Annotated in this window: 26 protein-coding genes and 1 other RNA gene; 11 read left to right on the top strand and 16 right to left on the bottom strand. The window is 65.9% G+C overall.

The genetic code is table 11. The annotated features are described in order from the left end of the window. From RMP06_RS21515 to ompA, 8 genes are all read right to left on the bottom strand, one after another. On the bottom strand, positions 1-788 hold a 788-nt coding region (locus RMP06_RS21515), incomplete at its 3' end, for a hypothetical protein (RefSeq protein ID WP_310463000.1). Between the two features lie 55 nt (positions 789-843). Then, the gene (locus tag RMP06_RS17085; RefSeq protein ID WP_310462995.1) at positions 844-1167 is read right to left on the bottom strand and encodes a hypothetical protein; all 324 of its coding nucleotides are present in this window, start codon (positions 1165-1167) and stop codon (positions 844-846) included. A gap of 94 nt (positions 1168-1261) precedes the next feature. Continuing rightward, positions 1262-1537: a hypothetical protein gene (locus tag RMP06_RS17080; protein ID WP_310462994.1), complete on the bottom strand. Its 276-nt coding sequence runs from the start codon at positions 1535-1537 to the stop codon at positions 1262-1264. Positions 1538-2649: 1112 nt separating this feature from the next. Then, complete coding sequence (locus tag RMP06_RS17075; RefSeq protein ID WP_310462993.1) at positions 2650-3957, bottom strand: tyrosine-type recombinase/integrase; 1308 nt, start codon at positions 3955-3957, stop codon at positions 2650-2652. A gap of 184 nt (positions 3958-4141) precedes the next feature. Next, positions 4142-4501: a transfer-messenger RNA gene (gene ssrA / locus RMP06_RS17070) on the bottom strand. 13 nt (positions 4502-4514) lie between these two features. Continuing rightward, complete coding sequence (gph, locus tag RMP06_RS17065; RefSeq protein ID WP_310462992.1) at positions 4515-5186, bottom strand: phosphoglycolate phosphatase; 672 nt, start codon at positions 5184-5186, stop codon at positions 4515-4517. Then, on the bottom strand, positions 5183-5899 hold the full coding sequence (gene ubiG, locus RMP06_RS17060; RefSeq protein WP_310462991.1) for a bifunctional 2-polyprenyl-6-hydroxyphenol methylase/3-demethylubiquinol 3-O-methyltransferase UbiG: 717 nt from the start codon (positions 5897-5899) through the stop codon (positions 5183-5185). The genes gph and ubiG overlap by 4 nt, the downstream gene beginning before the upstream one ends. An 88-nt stretch (positions 5900-5987) precedes the next feature. Beyond that, positions 5988-6683 (bottom strand): outer membrane protein OmpA, encoded by a 696-nt coding sequence (ompA, locus tag RMP06_RS17055; RefSeq protein WP_310462990.1) that lies wholly within the window; start codon positions 6681-6683, stop codon positions 5988-5990. Between the two features lie 231 nt (positions 6684-6914). Between ompA and gyrA the strand changes: the two genes are divergently transcribed. From gyrA to RMP06_RS17000, 11 genes are all read left to right on the top strand, one after another. Further along, complete coding sequence (gene gyrA, locus RMP06_RS17050) at positions 6915-9587, top strand: DNA gyrase subunit A (protein ID WP_310462989.1); 2673 nt, start codon at positions 6915-6917, stop codon at positions 9585-9587. Next, the gene (locus RMP06_RS17045; RefSeq protein ID WP_310462988.1) at positions 9587-10177 is read left to right on the top strand and encodes a DUF2059 domain-containing protein; all 591 of its coding nucleotides are present in this window, start codon (positions 9587-9589) and stop codon (positions 10175-10177) included. The genes gyrA and RMP06_RS17045 overlap by 1 nt, the downstream gene beginning before the upstream one ends. 46 nt (positions 10178-10223) lie before the next feature. Further along, entirely contained in the window at positions 10224-11324 is a 1101-nt protein-coding gene (gene serC / locus RMP06_RS17040) for a 3-phosphoserine/phosphohydroxythreonine transaminase (RefSeq protein WP_310462987.1), read from the top strand. A 43-nt stretch (positions 11325-11367) separates the two neighbouring features. Beyond that, a complete protein-coding gene (pheA, locus tag RMP06_RS17035; protein ID WP_310462986.1) occupies positions 11368-12465 on the top strand; it encodes a prephenate dehydratase in 1098 nt (365 codons plus the stop codon). 19 nt (positions 12466-12484) lie between these two features. Next, complete coding sequence (locus RMP06_RS17030; protein ID WP_310462985.1) at positions 12485-13366, top strand: prephenate dehydrogenase; 882 nt, start codon at positions 12485-12487, stop codon at positions 13364-13366. Positions 13367-13393: 27 nt separating this feature from the next. Next, entirely contained in the window at positions 13394-15433 is a 2040-nt protein-coding gene (locus tag RMP06_RS17025; RefSeq protein WP_310462984.1) for a bifunctional 3-phosphoshikimate 1-carboxyvinyltransferase/cytidylate kinase, read from the top strand. Between the two features lie 80 nt (positions 15434-15513). Further along, entirely contained in the window at positions 15514-17229 is a 1716-nt protein-coding gene (gene rpsA / locus RMP06_RS17020) for a 30S ribosomal protein S1 (RefSeq protein ID WP_310462983.1), read from the top strand. A gap of 25 nt (positions 17230-17254) precedes the next feature. Continuing rightward, complete coding sequence (locus RMP06_RS17015; protein ID WP_179632597.1) at positions 17255-17557, top strand: integration host factor subunit beta; 303 nt, start codon at positions 17255-17257, stop codon at positions 17555-17557. A gap of 19 nt (positions 17558-17576) precedes the next feature. Then, entirely contained in the window at positions 17577-17900 is a 324-nt protein-coding gene (locus tag RMP06_RS17010; protein WP_310462982.1) for a LapA family protein, read from the top strand. Beyond that, positions 17890-19041: a lipopolysaccharide assembly protein LapB gene (lapB, locus tag RMP06_RS17005; RefSeq protein WP_310462981.1), complete on the top strand. Its 1152-nt coding sequence runs from the start codon at positions 17890-17892 to the stop codon at positions 19039-19041. The genes RMP06_RS17010 and lapB overlap by 11 nt, the downstream gene beginning before the upstream one ends. A gap of 131 nt (positions 19042-19172) precedes the next feature. Then, positions 19173-19511: a ComEA family DNA-binding protein gene (locus tag RMP06_RS17000; RefSeq protein WP_310462980.1), complete on the top strand. Its 339-nt coding sequence runs from the start codon at positions 19173-19175 to the stop codon at positions 19509-19511. On the opposite strand, the gene RMP06_RS16995 is transcribed toward RMP06_RS17000, so the two are convergent. From RMP06_RS16995 to RMP06_RS16960, 8 genes are all read right to left on the bottom strand, one after another. Next, the gene (locus RMP06_RS16995; protein WP_310462979.1) at positions 19489-20781 is read right to left on the bottom strand and encodes a patatin-like phospholipase family protein; all 1293 of its coding nucleotides are present in this window, start codon (positions 20779-20781) and stop codon (positions 19489-19491) included. The genes RMP06_RS17000 and RMP06_RS16995 overlap by 23 nt on opposite strands. Positions 20782-20845: 64 nt before the next feature. Continuing rightward, the gene (locus tag RMP06_RS16990) at positions 20846-21676 is read right to left on the bottom strand and encodes an urease accessory protein UreD (protein ID WP_310462978.1); all 831 of its coding nucleotides are present in this window, start codon (positions 21674-21676) and stop codon (positions 20846-20848) included. 84 nt (positions 21677-21760) lie between these two features. Beyond that, positions 21761-21976, bottom strand: coding sequence for a cold-shock protein (locus tag RMP06_RS16985; protein WP_310462977.1), 216 nt, complete (start codon positions 21974-21976; stop codon positions 21761-21763). A gap of 267 nt (positions 21977-22243) precedes the next feature. Beyond that, positions 22244-22744 carry a nucleoside deaminase gene (locus RMP06_RS16980; protein ID WP_310462976.1) on the bottom strand — a complete coding sequence of 167 codons (501 nt, stop codon included), beginning with the start codon at positions 22742-22744 and terminating at the stop codon, positions 22244-22246. A 27-nt stretch (positions 22745-22771) separates the two neighbouring features. Next, positions 22772-23539, bottom strand: coding sequence for an ABC transporter permease (locus RMP06_RS16975; protein WP_310462975.1), 768 nt, complete (start codon positions 23537-23539; stop codon positions 22772-22774). Next, entirely contained in the window at positions 23536-24357 is an 822-nt protein-coding gene (locus RMP06_RS16970) for an ABC transporter ATP-binding protein (protein ID WP_310462974.1), read from the bottom strand. The genes RMP06_RS16975 and RMP06_RS16970 overlap by 4 nt, the downstream gene beginning before the upstream one ends. 18 nt (positions 24358-24375) lie before the next feature. Further along, positions 24376-25425: an ABC transporter substrate-binding protein gene (locus RMP06_RS16965; RefSeq protein ID WP_409050189.1), complete on the bottom strand. Its 1050-nt coding sequence runs from the start codon at positions 25423-25425 to the stop codon at positions 24376-24378. Positions 25426-25534: 109 nt separating this feature from the next. Then, positions 25535-26296, bottom strand: coding sequence for a GntR family transcriptional regulator (locus RMP06_RS16960; RefSeq protein ID WP_310462973.1), 762 nt, complete (start codon positions 26294-26296; stop codon positions 25535-25537). Positions 26297-26322 lie beyond the last annotated feature (26 nt).

Below are 26322 nucleotides of genomic sequence, written 5' to 3'. Positions count from 1 at the left end.
ACATCGCCGACTACATCGTCAGCTTCTACAACAGCGTGCGTCTGCACTCCACACTGGGCAACTTGCCTCCCAATGCCTTCGAGCAGCAATCGGCAATCACACAACCTATCGGGCTGTGCGAAATAACTTGACCAGGACAGTTCCCGCACGACTGGCGGAACGTCTACAGGCAGCGTCTCGGTGACGCGGGCAGCGCCAGAAGCGGGCGCCAGATCTGTATTGGCAGTTTCGCTATTGGCCTTCGCTTGAAGGCCGAACAGGCGTTCGGCGTCTTCAATCCTGATCGCCAGTGCGTCGGAACTGAACCCGCCCAGACGACGCACGGCCTCGGGTTTGATGTCGGCATGTATGTGGTGTAGACCAAGTGCCGACGCCAGCGGGTCAGAAGAGGCCGGAGCGCCGTTCAGGTCCACCACGGTGTAGCACTGCGAATCGCTGACCCCAAAACCTCTGTATAGGCTCACTACAGGCACAGGAGGCAGCGGTAGCCATCGTGTCTCTTCAGCTTGGATATCGGCATCTCGGCGGACCAGCAGGCAGTGCAGCGGCGTCCAGTCGGTGCGCAGCACCCTGAACACGACATCTCGACACCGTAAACGGTCGAGGTGGTGGCCGCGCCCGACCCGTTCGCACAACTGCGTCAAGTTGATGAACTGCGCTTCGTGTGCTTCCTTCGCAGCGCGGCGGGCGGCGGCTGCGCTGCGTCGTTCATCGGCTTCGGCGCGCATCCTGTCCAGCACGTTCACCAAGATTGGCGTGTCCATCTTGCTTTCCTCGGCTTTGGTCATCGTCTGTTTCCTCTGCCGATGTACCGCCCACCGCCGTCGGTGCGCACCGGCCCCATTACGTTTGCTTTGTCACCTGCATGGCAAACAGTTCGGTTGCATCGCGCTCGACCATGCGCATCGCTGCGATGGCCAGGCGCATCAAGGCCCCTTCGTGGAACCGGCTCAGCAGCGGCTCGTCATCGGTATCGCAGCGGTCTATCTGGCTGCGCTCGATCATCTCCAGCACCACGGCAGCGCCACACGCCAGGTCACGCACGGTTGATGCAGAAGCACGGACCGCATGCGCCGGCAGCGTGTCGCCGAGGCCCACGTCTTGGTAATCCCACGCGAACGGCCGGAACAGCGGCTCAGGGCTTGCGGATTTCTGGCTGGTGGTCATCGTGCGCTCCGATCAGTGGCGATCACGCGAAAGGCACGCTCACGCAGTGCCAGGCGCCGCATGGCGGCGGGGAAGAACAGGCGGGTGATGGCGTTCATGCTGGCACCGCCTCGTTCGTCACGGCCATCAGCGCAGCGTGCAGGCGCTCGGCGCTGTCGAAGGCGCAGCCCATCAGGTTGCGGGCGTGGTACGGGGCGTCCAGGTCGTAGGAGTCGGCATAGGACAGGGCACACGTCAGCAGCGTGACCAGCTCGCCGACTTGGCGCAGCGCGGTGGCCGTGTCGAATGAGGCCGATGCAGGGGAAGGCAGGGTGAACGGGGCAGCGGTGGTGCTGGTGGCCTGTTCAGTGGCGGTGTGGGTGGTCGTCATGGTCACGGTTCCTGATTGAACTCGGTGCGTCCCCTGTTGCCACGTTTTCAAGCATGGCGAGAGGGGGGCGTGGTGGTTGAAAACATGGAATCAGCCATGCCCCCAGCCTTACGGACAAGGGCCACCACGCCGAAACCGGAAGATTCTGGACGTGACAAAGCCGCACTGACGGGGCGGCAAACCGCTGATTCTGAGGTGTTTTCAAGCACCTGCCCAAAGCGTAGCACAAACCTTCCTGAATCGTGCGCATGAGTGCGCATGAGTGCGTAATCCTGCAAAAACGCACACACACCCCAGCCGGGGAGGGCTTGCGCAGGTGACCTCATCGCGCCATCCGTCCGCAACAGGCCAGGGACGTGCGCCAGGGAGAAGGGCAGCAGACACGCCCAAAATGGGACGGCAGTCGATAGGACTCCTCTATCGACATAACCCCCCATAACCTCGAATAACCTCGATTAACCCGCCTTGCAGCCGGAAACGGTCGCGGGGCGAATTACCCTCGGTGAATTCCACCCCCGGAAGAACCTATAGGGGGGGGTGGGGTGCCCGGCCAGGACTGGCACCGACCACCCCGACCACGACAGGAAGGGAAGGAAGAAGAGTTCTCTCCTTCTCTCATCTGTCCCCGGCTGTCCCCGGTCTGTCCCCGTTGCCTCTCCCTCTGGTGTCCCCGGTCTGTCCCCGGCAGATCCTGACGGCCTGAATCTGTTCTAAGTGCTTGATTTCATTGGGATTTCTGGTGTCTGCACATGGCTGAAACCTGATTTGTCCCCGGTAAGGTGTGCATGCGCCAGCCTCACGAATTCACCACAGTTCCCGCAAGTCGTTGATTTCGCTGGTCTTTCTGCCTTGGCGCCCCCGTTCCAGCCAGTGCAGCGCGTAGGGGAACCCGCTCCGCCGCCTCTCCCCGGCGGCTACCGGATCACCGGCAGGCCGGGCCAGCCTGCCCCCTGCACAGCAGTCCACACGGACAGGCTCACGCCAGCCAGGAACACCCAGCCAGACAGACGAAGCCGGCCACAGGGGCCGGGCTGGTGGTGTGCGTGAGGTCGTGCCGAGTCAGGGGCGTGGCGGTCTGCCAGCAGTCAGCACCAGGAAGGAAGGCCCGAGGATCAGGCGGCCCGGATCGGGATCACCTGCGCCCCGGTGCGCAGCGTGTCCAGGTAGTCGGCCCACGTCTGCATCATCTGCCTGCGCTGGTCGGCGAACTCGGTCCGGTTGTACGCCCGCCCCAGCGCATCGGGCACGGCATGGGCCAGTTGCGCCTCAATGACGGGTTCGGCCACGCCCAGCCGTTCGGCCAGCATCGTGCGGGCCATCGCCCGGAACCCGTGCGCCGTCATCTCGTCATTGCCGAACCCGAGCCGGGCCAGCGCAGCGCCTAGGGTCACGTCGCTGATGGGCCGCTTCGGCGAGCGCAGGCCCGGGAACAGATGCACCCGGCCACCCGTCAGCGGCTGCAGCTCGCGCACCACGGCCACGGCCTGCCGAGACAGGGGGACCAGGTGCGCCGGTCCCGTCGCCTTGCCCTGCACGCTGCGCTTCATCCGGTGCCCGGGGATCAGCCAGGTTCCCGCGTCCAGGTCGAACTCTGCCCACTCCGCGCCCCGCACCTCGCCCGGTCGCTGGAAGGTGAGGGCGCACAGCAGCAGGGCGGCCCGGGTCGTCGGCTGTCCGGGGTAGCCGTCCACGGCCCGCAGCAGCTCGCCCACCCGTCGCGGCTCGGTCAGCGCCGCATGGTGCGTGACCACGACAGGGCGCAGGGCGTCCCGCAGGTCGCCCGACGGATCACGCTCACAGTGCCCCGTGGCGATGCCGTACCGGAACACCTGCCCGCACGCCTGTTTCACCCGGTGCGCGGTTTCGACCGTCCCGCGCTTCTCCACCCGCCGCAGGCATTCCAGCAGCTTCGGCGCCGTCACGCTGGCCAGCGCCACCCGTCCCAGCCACGGGAACACATGCTGCTCCAAGCGGATGCGGGTCCGGTCGGCGTGGCCCGGGCTGACCTTGTGGGCGTGAACCTCTTCCAGCCACTCGCGGGCCACAGCCTCGAAGCTCCCCACAGGTGGCAGGCCCGCCGCTTCCCGCTGGCGTTCCTCGTGCTGGCGGTCGTGTTCGACCTTCTCCGCCTTGCGCTTCTCGCTCGGGTCGGTCCCTGCGGCCACCAGCGCCCGCACCTCGTCGGCCTTGCGCCGGGCCAGTGCCAGCCCCGTGTCCGGGTAGGTGCCCAGACTGAGGATGTTCTTTCGACCGTTGAGCACGTACTGGAAGCGCCACCCGTGGGCGCCGCCCTTCACCCACAGCATGAGGAACAGCCCGTCCCCGTCGTTCAGCCGCTTGACGGGCGCCCCGTCGTCATCGGTCGCACCGGGCTTCAGTGCCTTGATGGTCTTGTCGGATGGGATCAGGTGACGGGCCATGAGGAAGAACTTTTCAGGTGGAAGAACCTGATTCTGAGGTTCTTCCTTTAGTTCTTCCACGGGGAGCGCGGAAGGTAGCGAACTGGTGCGACCTCATGCGGACGAAAAAAAGCCCCAGAGCGTTGATTCTCTAGGGCTTTTTGGTGGTTCTGCGGACTTATGCGAACGTCTGCGAACCTTGATGTGGTGGAGCCGGGGGGAATTGAACCCCCGTCCGCAAGCCATCCTTGGGCAGTTCTACGTGTGTAGTTCTCTGATTTGAGTCTCATGTCGCTGACGGGCAGGAACACCCTTCAGACAACACCAGTCACTTTGTCTTGTCCCCGGCTGTGTGACACCACCGGAGACCAGCCCATGTGTATTACCTCTCAGCCCTTGCGGACCCGGCCCATCGGCCAACCGTTGAGAGGCTCGCCGGTGTTAAGCGGCGAGAGCGTACGTAGAGTCGTTCGCAGTTACTTTGTTTCCAGTGGTTTTACGAGCGAACTGGTGCTCGACACGCCCTACTCCAATTCCGAACCCACGTCGAAACCAGGTCGGCCCCTGAGCCACATAGTTTAGGTCATTCCGGGCAAGTTCAAGAGTTCGGTCGGTAAATTGATCAGGTGATCGGCGCCCCACGCCTCGATCGGCTCGCCTTGACCGAGGTAGCCCCAGGCCACTGCCACCGTACCCATTCCGGCGGCGCGGCCTGCCTGTACGTCGCGCAGGTCGTCACCGACGTACAGGCAGCGGGCCGGATCGACACCCATGCGCCGCGCGGCTTCGAGCAGCGGGGCAGGGTGTGGCTTGGCGTGGGGTGTCGTGTCGCCGCAGACCAGCACGCGGCTGCGCTGGTGCAGCCCCGCCGCTTCCACGACGGGCGCTGCGAAGCGGCTGTGCTTGTTGGTCACGATGCCCCAAGGTACGCCGGCTGCGTCCAGTGCGCCGAGCACAGGTGCCATGTCATCGAAGACCCGCGTCAGCCGGGTCATGCGGGCCTCGTAGATCGCGAGGTACTCGTGCTTGAGGGGCTCGAACTCCGGGTGCTCCGGCGTGATCTGTAGCGCGATGCCCAGCATGCCGCGGGCGCCTGCACCAGTCATCGGCCGGAATTCGGTGAGGGGCAGGGCAGGCAAACCACGCCGTTCACGCAGGTCGTTGCCAGCGCCACCCAAGTCTGGCGCACTGTCGATCAGCGTGCCGTCAAGATCGAACAACACCGCATGGACACGTTGTGCCGCGGTCACGGTGTCCCCTTGCGGCACGCCAGCAGGTAATTGACGCTGGTGTCTCCACTGAGCCAGTAGCGTTTGGTCAGCGGGTTGTATTCCATGCCGCGGGTGTGGAGCAGGTCCAGATCCGCCGAGCGGCACCAGGTCGCCAGCTCGCTCGGGCGGATGAACTTGGCGTACTCGTGTGTGCCGGCGGGTAGCATCCGCAGCAGGTATTCGGCGCCGACGATGGCGAAGAGGAAGGATTTGGGGCTGCGGTTCAGCGTCGACAGGAAAACCCAGCCGCCCTGTTTCACCAGCTTGGCGCAGGCTGCAACGATGGCGGCAGGATCAGGCACATGCTCGACCATCTCCATGCAGGTGACGATGTCGAACTGGCCGGCTTGCTCATCGGCCAATACCTCGGCAGCGACCTCGCGATAGCGCACGTTGTCAATGCCCGCTTCCATCGCGTGAAGCTGGGCAACCTTCAGGGAACGTTCAGCCAGATCGACGCCGAGCACCTCGGCGCCCTTGCGTGCCATGGCTTCGCTGAGGATGCCGCCGCCACAGCCGACGTCAACGATCCGGCGCCTGTCCAGCGGGCCGGCGCATTGCTCGATCCAGCCCAGGCGCAGCGGGTTGATCTGGTGGAGAGGGCGGAACTCGCTGTCGGGATCCCACCACTTGTGGGCCAGCTCGCTGAACTTGGCGAGTTCCTTGGGATCGGCGTTGGTCATCGTCGTCATCCGGTGATCCTAGTCGAAGTCGTCGAAGCGGTTCGCCCATGAAAAAACCCCGCCGGAGCGGGGTTCGTTGTGAGCAAGCCGAAGCTGCTTACTTCTTGGCGCGCGTGCCGACCACTTCGATCTCGACGCGGCGGTTCTTGGCCTTGCCTTCCTTCGTCTTGTTGTCGGCGACAGGCTGCTTCTCGCCCTTACCTTCGGTGTAGACGCGGTTCGGCTCGATGCCCTTGCTGACCAGATACTTCTTGACGGCTTCCGCACGACGGACCGACAGCTTCTGGTTGTAGGCATCCGAAGCGTCGCTGTCGGTGTGGCCGACTGCGATGATGACTTCGAGGTTGATGTCCTTGACCTTGCTGACCAGATCGTCGAGCTTGGCGCCTGCTTCCTTCTTCAGCACCGACTTGTTGGTGTCGAAGAATGCGTCGGCGGCGAAGGTGACCTTCTCGCTGACTGGGGCAGCCGGGGCTGCCACGGGTGCGACGACCGGAGCCGGAGCCACCGGAGCGGGCGCAGGTGCAGGTGCCGGAGCGGGCGCAGGTGCCGGAGCGGGCGCAGGTGCCGGAGCAGCTGGCTTGGCCGGAACCGGAACACCGTCGCACGGCAGCACGCCGGTCGCCGGGGTCCAGGGCGCATCGCGCCAGCACAGTTCGTTGGTGCCGTTCTTGACGACAGTGCCGTCAGCAGCACGCCAGTTGTCCATTGCGCCGGAAGTCGAGCCACCGGTCGCACAGGCGGCCAGTGCGGCCGACGCGAACAGCAGTGCAACCTTGTTGAGTTTGTTCATGGTTCTCCTCTCGAGAAAAGCCGCAAATCGGGCTGCAAGATGCAGAAAAAGCGGCGGCCCATGCTTGCCGATGAGAGCGCGGCGCTAGGGACCGACAAATTGATTGTGCCATACGAGGTCAAGCGGATCGTTCGGGGCAACGGCGCCTTCCAGAGCGGCTGTTGCGCCGCGACGACATTGCGTGGCTCGTAGAATGCAGGGCTCGATCGTCCGCGCTGGGACCCTGACCGCATGACTCAATTCGCCAAAGAAACACTGCCCATCAGCCTTGAAGAGGAGATGCGCCGCTCTTATCTGGATTACGCCATGAGCGTGATCGTCGGACGGGCGCTTCCGGATGCGCGCGACGGACTCAAGCCGGTGCATCGCCGCGTGTTGTTCGCGATGCACGAGCTGAGCAACGACTGGAACCGCCCCTACAAGAAGTCTGCCCGCATCGTCGGGGATGTGATCGGCAAGTACCACCCGCACGGCGACACGGCGGTCTACGACACGATCGTGCGCATGGCGCAGGACTTCTCGCTGCGCCACATGTTGGTCGATGGCCAGGGCAACTTCGGCTCGGTGGACGGCGACAACGCCGCTGCCATGCGGTACACCGAAATCCGCCTGTCCAAGATCGCCCACGAAATGCTCGCCGATCTGGACAAGGAGACGGTGGATTTCGGGCCGAACTACGACGGCAGCGAAAAAGAACCGCTGGTGATGCCGGCCCGCCTGCCCAACCTGCTGGTGAACGGTTCGTCCGGCATCGCGGTCGGCATGGCCACCAACATCCCGCCGCACAACCTCAACGAGGTGGTGAGCGCGTGTCTGCACCTGCTGCAGCACCCCGAGGCGACCATCGACGAACTGATGGAGATCATCCCGGCGCCGGACTTCCCGACCGCCGGCATCATCTACGGCGTCAGCGGCGTGCGCGAGGGCTACCGCACCGGGCGCGGTCGCGTGGTGATGCGCGCCAAGGTCCACTTCGAGGACATCGACCGCGGGCAGCGCCAGTCGATCATCGTGGACGAGATCCCGTACCAGGTGAACAAGAAGACGCTGCTGGAGCGCATCGCCGAGCTGGTCCACGAAAAGAAGATCGACGGCATCAGCCACATCCAGGACGAGTCGGACAAGTCCGGCATGCGGGTCGTGATCGAGCTGAAGCGCGGCGAGGTGCCCGAGGTCGTGCTGAACAACCTCTACAAGCAGACGCAGCTCCAGGACAGCTTCGGCATGAACATGGTGGCGCTGATCGACGGCCAGCCGCGCCTGTGCAACCTCAAGCTGCTGCTGGAGATCTTCCTGGAGCACCGCCGCGAGGTGGTGACGCGCCGCACGGTGTTCGAGCTGCGCAAGGCGCGCGAGCGGGGGCATGTGCTCGAAGGCCTGGCCGTGGCGCTGGCCAACATCGACGACTTCATCCAGATCATCAAGGCCTCGCCCACGCCGCCGGTCGCCAAGGCCGCGCTGATGCACAAGAGCTGGGATTCGCAGCTCGTGCGCGACATGCTCGCCCGTGCCGAAGAAGCCGGCACCCTCGGCGGCCGTGAAGCTTACCGCCCGGAAGGCCTGCCCGCGCACTACGGCATGCAGCCGGACGGCCTGTACCGGCTGTCGGACGACCAGGCCGGCGAGATCCTGCAGATGCGTCTGCAGCGGCTCACCGGGCTGGAGCAGGACAAGATCATCGGCGAGTACCGGGACGTGATGGCGGTCATCGCCGACCTGCTCGACATCCTGGCCAAGCCCGAGCGCGTGACCTTCATCATCAGCGAGGAGCTGACCGCGCTGAAGCTGGAGTTCGGCCAGACCAAGGTGGGCGCACGCCGCTCGGTGGTCGAGCACAACGTGCAGGAACTCGGCACCGAAGACCTGATCACGCCGACCGACATGGTCGTGACGCTCAGTCACACTGGCTACATCAAGAGCCAGCCGCTGGCCGAATACCGCTCGCAGAAGCGCGGTGGCCGCGGCAAGCAGGCGACCGCGACCAAGGACGACGACTGGGTCGACCAGCTTTTCATCGCCAACACGCACGATTGGATCCTGTGCTTCAGCGACCGCGGGCGTGTGTACTGGCTGAAGGTGTGGGAGGTGCCGCAGGGCGGGCGCGCCAGCCGCGGCAAGCCGATCGTCAACATGTTCCCGCTGCAGCCGGGCGAGAAGATCACCGTCGTGCTGCCGCTGACAGGCGACAACCGCCGCTTCCCCGCCGACCACTACATCTTCATGTGCACGGCCCGTGGCACGGTCAAGAAGACGGCGCTGGACGACTTCAGCAACCCGCGCAAGGCCGGCATCATCGCCGTCGACCTGGACGAGGGCGACTACCTGATCGGCGCCGCGCTGACCGACGGTGCGCACGACGTGATGCTGTTCAGCGATGGCGGCAAGGCGGTGCGCTTCGACGAGAACGACGTGCGCCCGCTGGGTCGGCAGGCGCGGGGCGTGCGCGGCATGGCGCTGGAAGAAGGGCAGAGCGTCATCGCGATGCTGGTCGCCGAGGACGAGACCCAGAGCGTGCTCACCGCCACTGAAAATGGCTACGGCAAGCGCACCTCCATCGTTGAGTACACCCGCCACGGTCGAGGCACCAAGGGAATGATCGCCATCCAGCAGACCGAGCGCAACGGCCGCGTGGTCGCGGCAACGCTGGTCCGCTCCGCCGACGAGATCATGCTGATCACCGACCGCGGCGTGCTGGTGCGCACCCGGGTGTCGGAGATCCGCGAACTCGGCCGCGCCACCCAGGGCGTGACGCTGATCGCGCTGGACGAAGGCTCCAAGCTCTCGGGCTTGCAGCGGATCGTCGAGAACGATGCTGCCGCCGAAGCTGTGGTCGATACCGCGCCGGACGCCGATTTTGCCAATCCTGAAACCGATGCCGGTGACACCACCGGGGAAGGCGTCTGATGACTTCCAATCTGTGGCGCTCGGCGCTGACGACCGGCGCCCTGTGTGTGCTGATGACCGCCCCGACCTTGGCCGTGGCCGAGACCAGCGCCGCCAAGAAGGAGTTGATCGCCAAGGTGATCCAGTTGCAGCAGGGCGGGGTCGAGGGCATCGCCCGCAGCCTCGTCGAACAACCGGCCATGGCGATGATGCAGCAGGCCGGCCAGGTGTTGCAGACCCGCATCGCGCCTGAAAAGCGTGAGGCGCTGGCCAAGGAGATCCAGGCCGACATCCGCAAGTACGTCGAGGAGACGAATCCGCTGCTGCGCGACAAGGCGTTGAAGATGGCGCCGGGCGTGATGGGGCCGCTGCTCGACGAGAAGTTCACCGAGGACGAACTCAAGCAGTTGGTGGGCTGGCTGGAGTCGCCGGTGGTGCGCCGCTACCAGCAGATGTCCCCCGAGATCCAGAAGGGACTGTCCGAGAAGCTGGTCGCCGAGACACGCCCGATCGTCGAGCCGAAGCTGCAGGCCCTGGACCGCAGCGTCAGTGGCCGTCTGGGCATGCCGGCGGCTCCGGCCAAGGGTGCCTCGGCGCCTGCCAAGAAGTAATGCCAGTCCGTCACGCCATTCCCTGTGTTCTGCCTGTGAGTTGACGATGTCCCAGCGTCCCTACAACTTCTCCGCCGGCCCGGCGGCGTTGCCCGAAGAAGTTCTGCGCGAAGCCGCGGCCGAGATGCTCGACTGGCATGGCTCCGGCATCGGCGTGATGGAGATGAGCCACCGCGGCCGCGAGTTCATGTCCATCGCCGAAGCGGCCGAGGCCGATCTGCGCGCGCTGCTGGCGGTGCCGGCGAACTTCCGCATCCTGTTCATGCAGGGCGGCGGGCTGGCCGAGAACGCGATCGTGCCGATGAACCTGTCGCGCGGCGAGCAGGCGGACTTCGTCATCACCGGTTCGTGGTCGCAGAAGTCGGCCAAGGAGGCGCTGCGCTATTGCAACGCCCAGGTCATCGCCAGCAATGCCGAGGGCGGGCACCTGACCATGCCGGATCCGGCTGGCTGGGCGCTGCGGCCGGGGGCGCGGTACGTGCATGTCTGCACCAACGAGACGATCCACGGCGTCGAGTTCCAGGCGCTGCCGAACCTGCAGGCGCTCGGCAGCGACGCCGCGCTGGTGATCGACTGCTCGTCGCACATCCTCTCGCGCACGATCGACTGGTCGAAGGTCGGTCTGGCGTTCGCGGGCGCGCAGAAGAACATCGGCCCGGCCGGCGTCACGATCGTCATCGTGCGTGAAGACCTGCTCGGCCACGCGCTGGCGATCTGCCCGAGTGCCTTCGACTACAAGACCGTGGCCGACAACGCCTCGATGTACAACACGCCGCCGACCTACGGCATCTACATTGCCGGGCTGGTGTTCCAGTGGCTCAAGCGCCAGGGCGGCGTGGCCGAGATGGAGCGCCGCGCCATCGAGAAGGCCGGGTTGCTCTACGGCTACCTCGACGGCGAGGGCGCCGGCTTCTACGTCAACCGGATCGACCCGGCCTGCCGCTCGCGCATGAACGTGCCGTTCCAGTTGCGGGACGAGTCGCGCAATGAAGCGTTCCTGGCAGGTGCCAAGACCCGCGGCCTGCTGCAGCTCAAGGGCCACAAGAGCGTCGGCGGCATGCGGGCCTCGATCTACAACGCGATGCCGCTGGCTGGCGTGCAGGCGCTGGTGGCCTGCCTGCGCGAGTTCGCTGCGACGAACGGCTGAACAAGACAAGACAACAAGACAACAAGAGCACGAGACAACCGCCATGACCACGCCGACCCTGCCGACCTTGCCTGAACTGCGCGACAAGATCGATGCCCTCGACCGCGAACTGCTCGCCCTGCTCAACCGCCGCGCCGGGCTGGCGCTGGAGGTGGGCGAGATCAAGAAGCACGAAGGCTCGGTGGTCTTCCGCCCCGAGCGCGAGGCGCAGGTGATCGACGGCCTGAAGTCCGGCAACCCCGGTCCGCTGAAGAACGAGAGCGTCGCCCCGATCTGGCGCGAGATCATGTCGGCCTGCCGCGCGCTGGAAACGCCCACCCGCGTCGCCTACCTCGGCCCGGCCGGCACCTTCAGCGAGGAGGCGGCACTCGGCTATTTCGGCTCGTCCATCGTGTGCGTGCCGTGCGCGAGCATCGACGAGGTCTTCCGCAGCACGTCGGCGGGCGTGGCCGACTTCGGCGTCGTGCCGGTCGAGAACTCTACCGAGGGCATGGTCGCCCGCTCGCTGGACATCTTCCTGACCATGCCGCTGTTCATCATCGGCGAGACCAGCCTGTTCGTGCGCCACAACCTGCTGCGCAAGGAAAACGCGCTCGACGGCATCACCGCGGTCTGTGCCCACCCGCAGGCGCTGGCGCAGTGCCACGAATGGCTGTCGCTGCACCTGCCGCACGCCGAGCGCCGCCCCGTGTCGAGCAACGCCGAAGGGGCGCGGCTCGCCTCGCTCGACCCGTCGATCGCCGGCATCGCCAGCACGCGGGCGGCCAGCGAATACGGCGTTCACGTCGTCGCCCCGGCGATCCAGAACGACACCCACAACCGCACCCGCTTCGCCATCGTCACCGACCCGCTGCGCCACCCCGCGCCCCAGGCGTCCGGCCACGACTGCACCAGCTTGGTCGTCTCGGTGGAAAACCGCCCCGGTGCCATGTACGACATCCTTGCGCCGCTGAAGAAACATGGCGTGTCGATGAGCCGGCTGGAGTCGCGCCCAGCCCGCTCGGGCCAATGGGAGTACTACTTCTTCATCGACTTGCAGGGCCACCCCGTGCAGCCGGCGGTGCAGACCGCGCTGCACGAGCTGCGCGAGTCCTGCGCCTTCTTCAAGGTGCTCGGCACCTACCCGATCGACGTCCACTGAGCACCGCTCGACCATCATCATGTTCAATCAACTGGGGGTGATCGGCTGCGGCCTGATGGGCGGCAGCTTCGCGCTGGCGCTCAAGCGGGCGGGGCTGGTGCAGCGCGTGGTGGGCTACAGCAAGTCGCCGTCCACGGTGGAACGCGCCCGCCGCATGGGCGTGATCGACATCGCGGCCGAGTCGGCGCTGCTGGCGGTGTCCGGCTCGGACATCGTGCTGATCGCCGTGCCGGTCGCCGCCAGCGAGGCGACGTTCAAGGCGATCCGCCACATGGTCGAGCCGGGCACGCTGTTCATGGACGTGGGCAGCACCAAGCGCGACGTGGTCGACGTGGCGCGGCGCGTGCTCAAGGAGCGCATCGGCAGCTTCGTCCCCGCGCACCCGATCGCGGGCAAGGAAGTCGCCGGCGTCGAGCACGCCGACGTGCAGCTCTACCAGGGCAAGCAGGTCATCCTCACGCCGCTGCCGCAGACCGACCCGGTGATGGTGCAGAAGGCCACCGATGTCTGGGCCGCCATCGGCTGCCAGGTGCTGCGCATGACGCCGGAGAACCACGACACCGCCTTCGCCGCCGTCAGCCACCTGCCGCACCTGCTGGCCTTCGCCTACTTCAACGCGATGCTGGCGCAGCCGGCGGGGCGCGAGTTCCTGTCGCTGGCCGGCCCCGGTTTCCGCGACTTCACCCGCATTGCGGCGGGCGATCCGAACGTCTGGCGCGACATCCTGCTGAGTAACCGCGAGGAGATCCTCAAGCAGTCGCAGCGCCTGCGCCACGCGCTCGACGCCTTCGAGATCGTCATGCGCTCGGGCAACCAGGAGGCGCTCGAAGACCTCATCCGCACCGCCTCCGATGGCCGCGCCGGCTGGCAGATGAACGCCCGTCCGGCCTCGGCCCGCTGAACCTGCCTGCTGTTTTTGCTCCGCGCCATGTACTCGATTCCCTTCCTCGACCTCCCGCCGCTCGGCCACGCTGCCGGCACCGTGCAACTGCCCGGCTCCAAGAGCATCTCCAACCGCCTGCTGCTGCTGGCCGGCCTGAGCGCGGGCACGACGACGCTGGTCGATCTGCTCGACTCGGACGACACCCGCGTGATGCTGGACGCGCTGCGCACGCTCGGCTGCACGATCGTGGAGGACGGCCGTTTCACCCGCATCACCGGCTTTGCTGGGCGTCCTGCGGTGCGCGGGGCCAAGCTGTTTCTCGGCAACGCCGGCACAGCCATGCGTCCACTGACCGCCGCGCTGTCGGTGATCTCGACGCTGGTGCGTGGCACCGCGTTCACGCTCGGCGGCGTCAAGCGCATGCACGAGCGGCCGATCGGCGACCTGGTGGACGCGCTGCGCGGGCTGGGTGGCGTGGTCGAATGCCTGGGCGTGGAGGGCTATCCGCCGCTGCGCGTGGCGGGCGGCGCGCTGAAGCTGGACACGCCGGTGCGCGTGCGCGGTGATGTGTCGAGCCAGTTCCTGACCGCACTGCTGCTGGCGCTGCCGCTGGCGGCGACCGACCGGGCCGTGACGATCGAGGTGGTCGGCGAGCTGATCTCCAAGCCCTACATCGAGATCACGCTGAACCTGCTGCAACGCTTCGGCATCGCCGTCGAGCCCCACGGCTGGGAGCGGTTTGTCATCCCCGCTGGCAGCCGCTACGTCACACCGGGTGAAGTCCATGTCGAAGGCGATGCGTCGTCGGCGTCGTACTTCATCGCGCTGGGCGCCATCGCGGGCGTGGACGCGCCGGTGCGCATCGAGGGTGTGGGCAGTGCGTCGATCCAGGGCGATATCCGCTTCGTCGAGGCCGCCGAGGCGATGGGCGCGGTGGTCCGGGCCGAGCCGAATGCGCTGGAGATTCGCCGTGGCGCGTGGCCGCTGCGGGCGATCGACCTCGACTGCAACCACATCCCCGACGCGGCGATGACGCTGGCCGTGATGGCGCTCTACGCCGACGGCCCGAGCACGCTGCGCAACATCGCGAGCTGGCGCGTCAAGGAAACCGACCGCATCGCCGCGATGGCCTGCGAGCTGCGCAAGCTCGGTGCCACGGTGGAGGAGGGCGCGGACTACATCCGCATCGAGCCGCTGGCGCATTTCCAGCCCGCCGCGATCCACACCTACGACGACCACCGCATGGCGATGTGCCTGTCGCTGGTGGCGTTCAACCGGCTGAACCCGGCCGGCGACGGCGCGCATGCGGTGCCGGTGCGCATCCTCGACCCGAAGTGCGTGGCCAAGACCTTCCCCGACTACTTCGAGGCGCTGTTCTCGGTGGTGGCCGCCCGTCCGGCGGACATCCCGGTGCTGACCATTGATGGCCCGACCGCTTCCGGCAAGGGCACGCTGTCCGCAGGCGTGGCGGCACGGCTGGGCTACCACACGCTCGATTCCGGCTCGCTGTACCGCGTCACGGCGCTGGCGGCCTGCCGTGCAGGTGTCTCGGCGGACGACGAGGCGGGGCTGGCGGCGATCGCCCGCTCGATGGCGCTGCGCTTCGAGGGCGTGCGCGTGCTGCTGGCGGACGAGGACGTGAGCGACGAGCTGCGCGACGAGGCGGTCGGCACGATGGCGTCGCAGATCTCGGCGTGGCCGGCGGTCCGGGCGGCGCTGTTCGATCTGCAGGTTGGTTTCCGGCAATTGCCCGGCCTGGTGGCCGACGGGCGCGACATGGGCACGGTCATTTTCCCCGATGCGCAGCTCAAGATCTTCCTCACGGCGACGGCCGCCGCGCGCGCTGCCCGGCGACTCAACCAATTGATTTCCAAGGGAATTCCTGCTAGTCTCGAAGACCTTCGAGCCGACTTGGAGGCGCGTGACGAGCGGGACAAGACCCGCGCCACCGCGCCCTTGAAGCCGGCTGAAGACGCGCTCTTGCTGGACAACTCGCAGCTCGGCATCGAAGCCTCGATGCAGCAGGTGGGGGTCTGGTGGAGCGCGAGCCAACCGTTCGACGCAATGACGGCGCCCGCCGTCTGACCCGCCGACCGGATCAGCAACCTAACCCCGCCACGGAAGTGGCACCCGCCGCCGGGGTGTCCCGGTGCAGAAAGTCCCCAATGTCCCAAGCAGCTATGGCCGATTTCGGCATGGATTCATTTGCCGCGATGTTCGAGGAGTCGCTTCAGCGCTCCAACATGCGCGCCGGTGAAGTCATCTCCGCCGAAGTCGTCCGCATCGAGCACAACTTCGTCGTCGTCAACGCCGGCCTGAAGTCCGAAGCCTACGTTCCCCTGGAAGAGTTCAAGAACGACAAGGGCGAACTCGAAGTCCAGATCGGCGACTTCGTGTCGGTGGCCATCGACGCCATCGAAAACGGCTACGGCGACACCATCCTGTCGCGCGACAAGGCCAAGCGCCTGGCCTCGTGGCTGTCGCTGGAAACCGCGCTGGAGTCTGGCGACTTCGTGACCGGCACCGTCTCGGGCAAGGTCAAGGGCGGCCTGACGGTCCTCGTCAACGGCATCCGCGCCTTCCTGCCGGGCTCGCTGCTCGACACGCGTCCGGTCAAGGACATGAGCCCCTACGAGGGCAAGACGATGGAGTTCAAGGTCATCAAGCTCGACCGCAAGCGCAACAACGTCGTGCTGTCGCGCCGTGCTGTGGTGGAAGCTTCGATGGGCGAAGAGCGCGCCAAGCTGCTGGAAACGCTGCGCGAAGGTGCCTTCGTCAACGGCGTGGTCAAGAACATCACCGAATACGGCGCGTTCGTGGACCTGGGTGGCATCGACGGCCTGCTGCACATCACCGACATGGCATGGCGCCGTGTCCGTCACCCGAGCGAAGTGGTGACGGTTGGTCAGGAACTGACCGCCAAGGTCCTGAAGTTCGACGCCGAGAAGAACCGCGTCTCGCTGGGCCTGAAGCAGATGGGCGACGACCCGTGGTACGGCGTGTCGCGTCGCTACCCGTCGAGCACCCGCCTGTTCGGCAAGGTCACGAACATCGCCGACTACGGCGCGTTCGTCGAGATCGAACCGGGCATCGAAGGTCTGGTCCACGTCTCCGAAATGGACTGGACCAACAAGAACGTGGCGCCTTCCAAGATCGTGGCCCTGGGCGACGAAGTGGAAGTCATGGTCCTGGAAATCGACGAAGACAAGCGTCGCATCTCGCTGGGCATGAAGCAGTGCCGCGCCAACCCGTGGGACGAGTTCGCGCAGAACTTCAAGCGCGGCGACAAGGTCAAGGGCCCCGTCAAGTCGATCACCGACTTCGGCGTGTTCGTGGGTCTGGCCGCCGGCATCGACGGTCTGGTTCACCTGTCCGACCTGTCGTGGAACGAGACTGGCGAAGCGGCCGTGCGCAACTTCAAGAAGGGCCAGGAAGTGGACGCTGTCGTTCTGGGCATCGATGTCGAGCGCGAGCGCATCTCGCTGGGCATCAAGCAGCTCGACGCCGACCCGTTCACCAACTACACCTCGATCAACGACCGCGGCATGACCGTGCTCGGCAAGGTGAAGACCGTGGACGCCCGTGGCGCCGAGATCCAGTTGAGCGAGGAAGTCACCGGCTACCTGCGCGCTTCCGAGCTGGCCCGCGAGCGTGTCGAAGACGCCCGCAACCTGCTGAAGGAAGGCGACGATGTCTCCGCCATGATCATCAACATCGACCGCAAGACGCGTTCGATCCAGTTGTCGATCAAGGCCAAGGACAGCATCGAGCAGCAGGAAGCCCTCCAGCGCCTGTCGGTGGACAACCGCGAGACGGTTGGCAACGCTGGCACCACCAGCCTGGGCGCTCTGCTCAAGGCCAAGCTGGACCAAGGCAACTGAGCCTGAACCCCACGACCCTCGCTGCATGACCCGATCCGACCTCGTCACCTTGCTGGCCAATCGCTTTGGCCAGCTCACGCACCGCGATGCCGAGTTCGCCGTCAAGACGATGCTCGACGCGATGTCGGACGCGCTCGGAAAAGGTCACCGCATCGAGATCCGTGGTTTCGGCAGCTTCGCGATCAGCCACCGGCCGCCGCGGGTGGGGCGCAATCCCCGCTCCGGCGAGCCGGTCACCATTCCCGAGAAGCTCGTTCCGCATTTCAAGCCGGGCAAGGCCCTGCGCGAGGCTGTCGATCAGCCATCCGCCGACCGTGCTGAAGGCTGAGCACTAGAATCGCAGTGCCATGCGATTTCTCTCCTGGCTCTTTCGAGCCGCCGTCTTCTTCATCCTGTTTGCCTTTGCGCTGAACAATCAGCACGAAGCGCAGCTCAAATGGTTCTTCGGCTTCGAGTTCCGCGCACCGATGGTGCTGATGGTGCTCGTGGTCTTTGCCGCAGGGGCCGTGTTCGGCGTGCTGGCGATGACCCCCAACTGGTGGCGCCAGCGCCGCAAGCTGCCCACGCGTGCCCCCGCCACCCCGGCCGTTGACGCCGTGCCGCTGCCGGGTGGTCTGATTGCCGCAGGCCCCGACGTCCTGTCGAGCCTCCCCCCCCGCGATGGAATTTGACCTGCAGTGGCTCTTGCTGGGCCTGCCGCTGGCCTTTGGTTTCGGCTGGCTGGCGTCCCGCTTCGATCTGCGGCAATGGCGCCGTGATGTCGAATCCTCGCCCCGCGCCTATTTCAAGGGACTCAACCTGCTGCTCAATGAACAGCAGGACAAGGCCATCGACGCCTTCATCGAGGCCGTTCAGCACGACCCTGCTAGCTCGGATCTGCACTTTGCGCTTGGCAATCTGTTCCGGCGCCGCGGCGAGTACGAGCGTGCCGTCCGCGTACACCAACACCTGCTCGCCCGGGCTGATCTGCCCGCCGCCGAGCGCGACCGCGCGCAGCACGCGCTGGCGCAGGATTACCTGAAAGCGGGATTGTTCGACCGTGCGGAGGCGGCCTACAAGGCGCTGGAAGGCACGGCATTCGCCACAGATGCGCGTCTGGCACTGCTGACGCTGCACGAACGTTCGCGTGACTGGAAATCTGCCATCGAAGTGGCACGGGGGCTGGAGACGGTGGCCGCAGGGTCGTTCAGCCAGCGCATCGCCCACTACGGATGTGAGCTGGCACTCGAAGCCGACGCCCGCGGACACGGCGAAGATGCGCTGGCGGCATTGGAAAAGGCGCGCCAGGCGGCACCTCAGGCGCCACGGCCGCTGGTGCTGGCCGGGCAGCGTTGTGCCCGGTTCGGGCAGCACGACCAGGCATTGAGTTGGTGGCTGCCGCTGGCCAGCATCCATCCGGGGGCGCTGTCGGTGATTGCGACCGAACTCGCGACCAGCGCGCTGGCCTGCGGTCGCGGCGACGAGGCACGGGCAGTGTTGCGCGAACTGCACACGCGCGCGCCGACCTCGGATTTGCTGGCGGCCCTGCTCAAGCTGGATGGCGATGCCCACTCGCGCCGACAGCTGCTGCTCGCGCATCTGCAGGTCCAGCCCGGACTTGGCCCGGCGCTGTGCCTGTTGCGCGAACATGGCCGTCAGGCGCTTGATGCGGAGGAGCTGCAGGCGGTGCAACTCAGCGTCGCGCAGGCGCTGCGGCCGCTGCAGCGCTACCGTTGTGCGGCCTGTGGTTTCGAGGCACAGCAGTACTTCTGGCAGTGCCCTGGCTGCCATGGCTGGGACACCTTCCCGCCACGCCGCCTCGAAGACCACTGAGCGTGCCCTGCGCCTATCCCCCTTCGGTGTGACCCTTTGGAGGGATGCGGGGTCTGCCCTGTGCCCCGTATCGTTGCCCTGCATGTCGCGCACATGAGTCCATGTGCCCATGACCAACGAGGGGAACCACCATGCTGATCCGGAAAATACTGAGCGTCGTGCTGAGTCTGGCTGCGGCCACCTGTCTGGCCGCCGCTGACATCAACAAGGCCAGCCAGGCGGAGCTGGAGGCCGTCAAGGGCATCGGCCCGGCGATGTCCGGCAAGATCCTCGACGAGCGCAAGAGGGCGCCGTTCAAGGACTGGGCCGATGTGATGGAGCGCGTCAAAGGTGTCAAGCAGGCCACGGCAGCCAAGTATTCCACTGGCGGGCTGACGGTCAACGGCAGCACCTTCGAGCGGGCGGTGGGCGCCCAGGTGGCTGCGGCTGCCATGCCGGCCGGAGAACTCAAGTCCGAGAAGAAAAAGTAAGGCGGTCTTTTTCCAGTGGCAGCGCCATGTCCTGGGGTACCGCCAACATGCGCGCCCCGGCGCTGCTGCCCCAGCCGAAAAAGGCCCGCACCTCTTCGCGTTTGGCCTTGGCATCGGCTTCACCGAGGGCGATCAGTTCGCGGGTGTAGCCGGATTCGAACAGCAGGTAGCTCGCCAGTGCCGCGCCGCGAGCCGTTTCGCCCTGTCCTGTGACGCCAACACCCCGGAGCAGCGCCCGGATGGTGCGGGGTAGGCTGTCGAGATGCTTGCCTGCGATGTCGTCCAGACGCTGGCTCGGTGCGATCACCAGTGCTTCGATCGGGCGCAGTGGCGTGCGCGCCCGCGCCTCTGGTGGCAGCAGTGCAAGCGTGCTGTTGATGCGCTGCAGGCGCTCGATGTCCACGGCCAGCGCGTCCAGGAAGATGTTTGACAGCGCGTGGCCGGCGATCTGCGCGATGCTGGGATAACCGCTGATGTCCTGGTGGCCGCCGGGTGGCTCGTGCATCCGGCCGGCACCAACGATCAGGATCCGTTCTGCTCCCAAGTGGACTGCGGGCGAGATGGGTGCGGCCTGCCGCATCGAGCCGTCGCCGAACCAGCCCACCCGGTCGCCCACCGGCAGCGAGGTGGCTGGAAACACGAAGGGAATCGCGGCAGACGCCAGCAGGTGCCGCACACCGAGGCGGGTGCGCACTGCCAACCGCTGCGAACGGGTCCAAGGTGCGATGTCCTGTGCGCACTCGTAGAAGGTGACATGTTCGCCGCTGGAGTAGCTGGACGCCGTCACTGCCAGCGCATGCAAGTGACCATCGGCCATCAGCCGTGGCAGCCGCTCGAAGCGCACCATGCGCAGCAGCAGGGTTTCGAGCGGGCTGTTGTCCAACAGGGAGCGTGGTCGCGCACGCCGCCACCGGTGCAGCGCCCAGCCGAAGGACATCATCGTCAGCCAGGGTGCGCCGGTGCGGATGATGCCCAGCGAGTCGGTGCGGTAGACCTGCTCCGAGCGGAACTGCGACCAGATATCGACCACCTCACCCACTGCGGCATCGAACCGGTCGGCCTGGCAGGCCAGCGCCGCGGCATTGATCGCACCGGCGGACGTGCCGGCAATCACCTGGTAGGGGCTGGTTCGAGGTGCTCCAGCTTCGCGACCGATGCGTGCGATGGCCTTGAGTACACCCATCTGGTAGGCCGCCCGGGCGCCGCCCCCGGTCAGCAGGAGTCCGACACGACCAGGCGAGGGCGTAGCGGGAGCGTTCGGGGTGTCCATGGGCCCAGTCTATCGAGCCGGCATGGGCTGCGGTTGAGCAGAAGGCACCGGAATCGGCCGTGTTTCAGGTGTGCCAGATGCGCGGGGCATGCGGATCGAGCTGCCACGCCGCGTTTCGCCATGCATTGCGTACCGCGACCATCAGTTGCATGGCGGGTTCCACCCGATCCGCCAGCACGCGCACCACGACCGTGCGGGCATGCGGTGCGGTCGCACCTGCCGTGTTCGCCAAGGTGGAGCTGCCGATAGCGGTTCGGGCGCGGTCGAGCAGTTCGGTGCGGCGGTCCGTTGACAAGGCGGTTCCCGCCGCGAACCACAGGGTTCCCAATACACGGCGGCCAGCCCACCCCACAGGGCTGTCGAGCAGTCGGCGGTCCTTGGCGTCGATCACGGCCTGTTCCAACCAGACCCCTGGCAGCTCCAGCCGTTGGGTGTAGTGGCCCCGGTCCCAGTGTTCATTAGCGGCGGGCAAACCGAGCGCAAGCAGATCCCAGCCCATCATCTCGGCGCCGGGGGCCAGGTCGAACTGGAGCCGGTTTTCCGCTACGCACTGTCGGTAGGCGATGGTCTCCAGAGGCAGCCACTCCAGCCGAGTTCCCGGTTCGAGCCGTGCCCGCACCCGCTGTACGGCAGGCTGGCCAGCGCTGCGGTAGAACCGGGTCGCACTCGGCGTAGTGATCAGCGCATGTGTGCCAGAGGCGAGTTCGGCGTTGATTTCCAGCACGTCGCCACCGACGATGCCACCCGGTGGGTGTACCAGCACGTGGTGACAGACGGTTTCACCCTCCGGGTAGAGGCGCTGCAGTACCCGGAGCGGACCGTGGTGTCGGTCCAGCGCGATCGTCCGGCGACCGTCCAGTGAATACTGAAGGTTGAGGTGTCCGAGCCAGCTCATGGGGAAATGAGAGAGTGGGGGAGGCAAAAAAAAACCGCCACGAAAGCGGCGGTTTTTTCTGGTGGCCCGAAGGCCTGCGGCTAATTACAGCGCAACGATGTTCGACGCTTGCAGACCCTTGGGGCCTTGCTTCACTTCGAATTGAACTTTCTGGTTCTCGGCCAGCGAGCGGAAGCCGCCGTTGTTCTTGATTTCGCTGTGGTGGGCGAACAGGTCCTTGCTACCGTCGGCCGGCGTGATGAAGCCGAAGCCCTTGCCGTCGTCGAACCATTTCACGGTGCCAGTTTGGGTCGTACTCATGGATGATGTTCCTTGTTGAGTGGTAAAAAATTTAAAACACCCCGCGAATACCAAGAAGCACATGGCAGCCGCTGGGACAGAGACACTCAAGAAACGTCAAACCGGGGATTTGATGACCTGGGCCGGCTCCGCCGATACTGCATCGGTGGCGAAGCGGAAGAGGAGCAAGACCTATAAGAAACGGTCTTGTGCATGTCTGTGCGTGCAGTGTAGTCGCAGTCCTGGATTCTTGCTCGAATTTTTTTCAATGGCCGGACAGGGTGCGGCTCAGCGTGCCTGCCAGAAGCGTTCATGGACTTCGGCCAGCTCGTCTTCGATGCCGGCGATCGGCCCCCAGACACGGATCGGCTTCTGGCCCCGCGAGAACACCTCTCGGCAGGGCACGTCCAGCGTCGGGTTCTCGGGGTGCCGGCCGGTCATCGAGCGCAGTCGTGTCTCGCTCATGCCATAGACCAGTCGCCCGATGCCGGCCCAGTACTGTGTGCCTGCACACATGCAGCAGGGCTCGACCGTGGTGTAGAGCGTGCAGTCCCAGAGCAGATCAGCGTCGAACTTGGCCGCTGCCTGCCGGGCGATCACCGCTTCTGCGTGGTTGACGCTGTCCACGTTGCCCTGGATCAGCAGCACCGTCTCGTGGTCCGGCCCCACCAGCAGCGCGCCGAACGGGTGGTGTCCCTGCTCCATGGCCGCACGGGCTATGTCAGCGGCCTGGCGCAAATGAACCAGCATCTGCGCCTGGGTGGGGTCGGAGCGGGTGAAGGTGTTCATGGTCACCATGATGCCCCGACCTGAGCCTCAATTGGCGTTCGATCCGCGGTGTGCCCACCCGGTGGTGCGTTTTTCGACCACCGAGAAGAATTCGTACATCACCATCGCCATCGCGCCCACCACGACGAGGCCGGCGAACGCCAGCCCCATCTGCATCGAGCTGCCCGCCGAGATCAGCAGATAGCCGATGCCCTCGTTGGCCGCGGTCATCTCTGACACGGTGGTGCCGACGAATGCCAGCGTGATCGCCACCTTCAGCGAGCCGTAGAAATAGGGCAACGAACGTGGCAGCCCCACCTTGGTCAGCACGTCCCAGCGTTTCGCACCCAGCACACGCAGCACGTCCTCCAGCTCCGGCTCCAGCGTGGCCAGCCCCGTGGCGATGTTCACCATGATCGGGAAGAAGCTGATCAGGAAAGCCGTCAGGATCGCCGGGCCGACGCCGATGCCGAACCACACCACCAGGATCGGCACGAACGCCGCCTTGGGCAAGGCATTGAACGCCGTCATCAGCGGGTAGACGGCGGTGTAGGCCATGCGCGAGCTGCCGATCAGGAAGCCCAGCAGCACGCCCACCACGATCGACAGCCCGAAGCCCGCCATCGTCACCCAGAAGGTGCGCCAGGCGTGGCCGGCGATCGTCGCGCTGTGCTCCTTCATGGCACTGAAGATCGCGGCCGGGCTCGGGAAAATGAACTCCGACACATTGAACACCGAGCACAGCACCTGCCAGACCACCAGCACGACCACCAGCAGGATCCACGGCGACCAGCGCTCCAACGTCTTGTTGTTCATTGGGCGATCTCCACGGGGCTTGCGGCTGGCTTGCGCATGGCGCCGATGTAGCCGCGCAATTCATGCACGATGCCGGTGAATTCGGGGGTGTAGGTGATTTCCAGGTCACGCGGGCGCGGCAGGTCGATCTCGCGCTTGACGACAAAGCGCCCGGGGCTCTTGCTCATGACATAGACCGTGTCGGCCAGGAACACACTCTCGCGCAGGTCGTGCGTGACGAGGATGACGTTGAATTTCTGCGCCGCCTGCAGGTCGCGCAGCGCGCACCACAGCTCCTCGCGCGTGAACGCATCCAGCGCGCCGAACGGCTCGTCCAGCAGCAGCAATTTCGGCTCGTGGATCAGCGCGCGGCAGATCGAGGCCCGCTGCTGCATCCCGCCCGAGAGCTGCCACGGGAACTTGTCCTCGTAGCCGCCCAGGCCCACGCTTTGCAGCAGCTTGCGCGCCTTGTCCTGGTACTCGGTCTTCTTCTGCTTGAACGACGAGCGGTACGGCTCGACGATCTCCAGCGGCAGCAGCACGTTCTCCACCGTCGTGCGCCAGGGCAGCAGGCTCGGCGCCTGGAAGGCCATGCCGGTGATCTTCAGCGGACCGGTCACTTCCTGGCCGTCGATCAGCACGCGGCCGCGGCTCGGGCGCTTCAGGCCGGTGGCCAGCTTCATGAAGGTGGACTTGCCGCAGCCCGATGGCCCGACGATGGCGATGAACTCGCCCTCGCCGACCTGCAGGCTGATGTTCTCGACGGCAAACTGGTTCTGGGCCAGCAGCTCGTCGTTGTAGGCGAGCCAGACATCCTGGAAATCGACAAAAGCGGTCATGCGCGACGAACCTCTGCCTTACTTCTTGGCCGCAACGAAGATGTTGCGCTCGGCGGCGGTGGGCAGGAAGCTGCCGTTCCAGATCGCCTCGGCCTTGACGCGCTCCTTGGTGGCGAAGGCATCGGACACCTGGCTGGCCATCAGCGACAAGCGCGGTCCCTTCACGTCGCCGAAGGTCTCGGCCTTGGCGTCCGGGGTCAGTACGGTGGCGTCGAGCGCCAGCTTCAGGCGGCGCAGTTCCAGCTCGCTGTTGATGATTCCGTCGCGGGCCTTGACCATCTCGACGCCGCCCTTGGGATCGGCGATCACGTCCTTCACACCCTTGGTGAACGCGCGCAGGAAGGCCTTGATCGCCTCTGGGTTCTTCTTGACGAACTCCTCGCTGGCGATGATCGCGTTGCCGTAGAGCTTCACACCGAACTGCGGGTAGGGCAGCACGACCACGTCCTCGGCCTTCACGCCCCGCGCTTCGAGGTTCAGCAGCGACGTGAACGAGAACCCGGTGATCGCGTCGATGTCACCGCGCACCAGCATGGTCTCGCGCAGCGGCGGGTCCATCGCGGTCCAGGCCACGTTGGAGATGCCATTGGCTTTGGCGAAGATCGGCCACGCCTTGCGGCCGGCGTCGAACACCGGTGCGCCGAGCTTCTTGCCGTTCAGGTCGGACGGGGTCTTGATGCCGCTCTTCTTCAGCGCGAGCACCGCGGCCGGCGTGTTGTTGTAGACCATCATCACCGCGACCGGCTTGTTTGGCGCGGTCGGGTTGTTGGCGTGGAACTCCATCAGCGCGGCCAGATCAGCGAAGCCCATGTCGTAGGTGCCGGAGGCCACGCGGGTGACCGTGCCGCCCGAGCCATTGCCGGCGTCGATGGTGACGTTGAGCTTCTCGTCCTTGAAGAAGCCCTTGGTGGCGGGCACCTGGAACAGCGCGGCCGGGCCTTCGAAGCGCCAGTCGAGCTGGAACTTGATCGGCGTTTCCTGGGCTTGTGCAGCCAGCGGCAGCGTGCCCACCAGGGAGGCGCAGGCGAGCACCAGCATGGTGCGGCGGATCGGCGAGGGGTTCAGCATGGAGTACTCCGGATCGTATACAGTTTGGTGGACAATTTGGGAAAGCAGTTTGCGTGCCAGAGGCAGCTTCTGCGATCGGGTCGAACCCTTGACCCGATCGGCGGCCAGATCAGATCGGGGAGGGTGCCAGCACGCTGGCCAGATCGTGGACGCGCGGATTCAGACTCAGGTTGCGCTCGACGCTGCCGATATGGTCCACCATCAAGGCAACGGCGGCGTTTGCATCGTGGCGTGCCAGGGCTTCGACGATGGCCACATGTTCGTCCTGCGAATGCTCGGCCGAGTGCGAAGACTGGTACATCAGCGAGATCAGCGAAGAGCGCGAGAGCAGGTCGGCCAGCAGCTGCGCCAGCACCTCGTTGCCGAGCTGGCGTGCAAGCACTACATGGAAATCAGCCAGCAGCCGGGTGCGGCCCGGCACATCGGTGCGCAGCACGGCTTCGCGCTCGGCGATGAGGTGGGTGCGCAACTCGCCGATCTGGGCTGGCGTGATGCTGGCGGCGAGCTGCCGGATGAGCGCGGTTTCCAGCATCTGCCGCACCGCGAAGACCTGTCGCGCCTCCTCGACGCTCGGCTGTGCGACAAACGCGCCGCGCGCCGGTTCCAGCGTGATCAGGCGATCGCGGCTGAGCTGCATCAGTGCCTGCCGCACGAGGGTGCGTGAGACCTTGAAGATGTCGGCGATCGGCTGCTCGGCGAGCTTCGTGCCGGGCATCAGGCGCCGCTCGACGATGGCGGCGGTGATGGCGTCCACGATGCGCTGGGTGGTGCTGGTTGCGTGTTCGTCCGATGAGAGGGTAGATGCGTCGGCGGCGGGCGGGCTGCCCCCGGGCTGCAGGGCATTCGGCGTCAGGGACGGGCTATGGCGCATGGGCGATCGGACGAGGTACGTTGTAT

Origin of the sequence: Sphaerotilus sp. (genome assembly GCF_031429695.1) — a bacterium.
Classification (GTDB): Bacteria; Pseudomonadota; Gammaproteobacteria; order Burkholderiales; family Burkholderiaceae_C; genus Sphaerotilus.
Note: the sequence above shows the minus strand (reverse complement) of the source record. Positions and strands in the feature narration are given on the sequence as shown.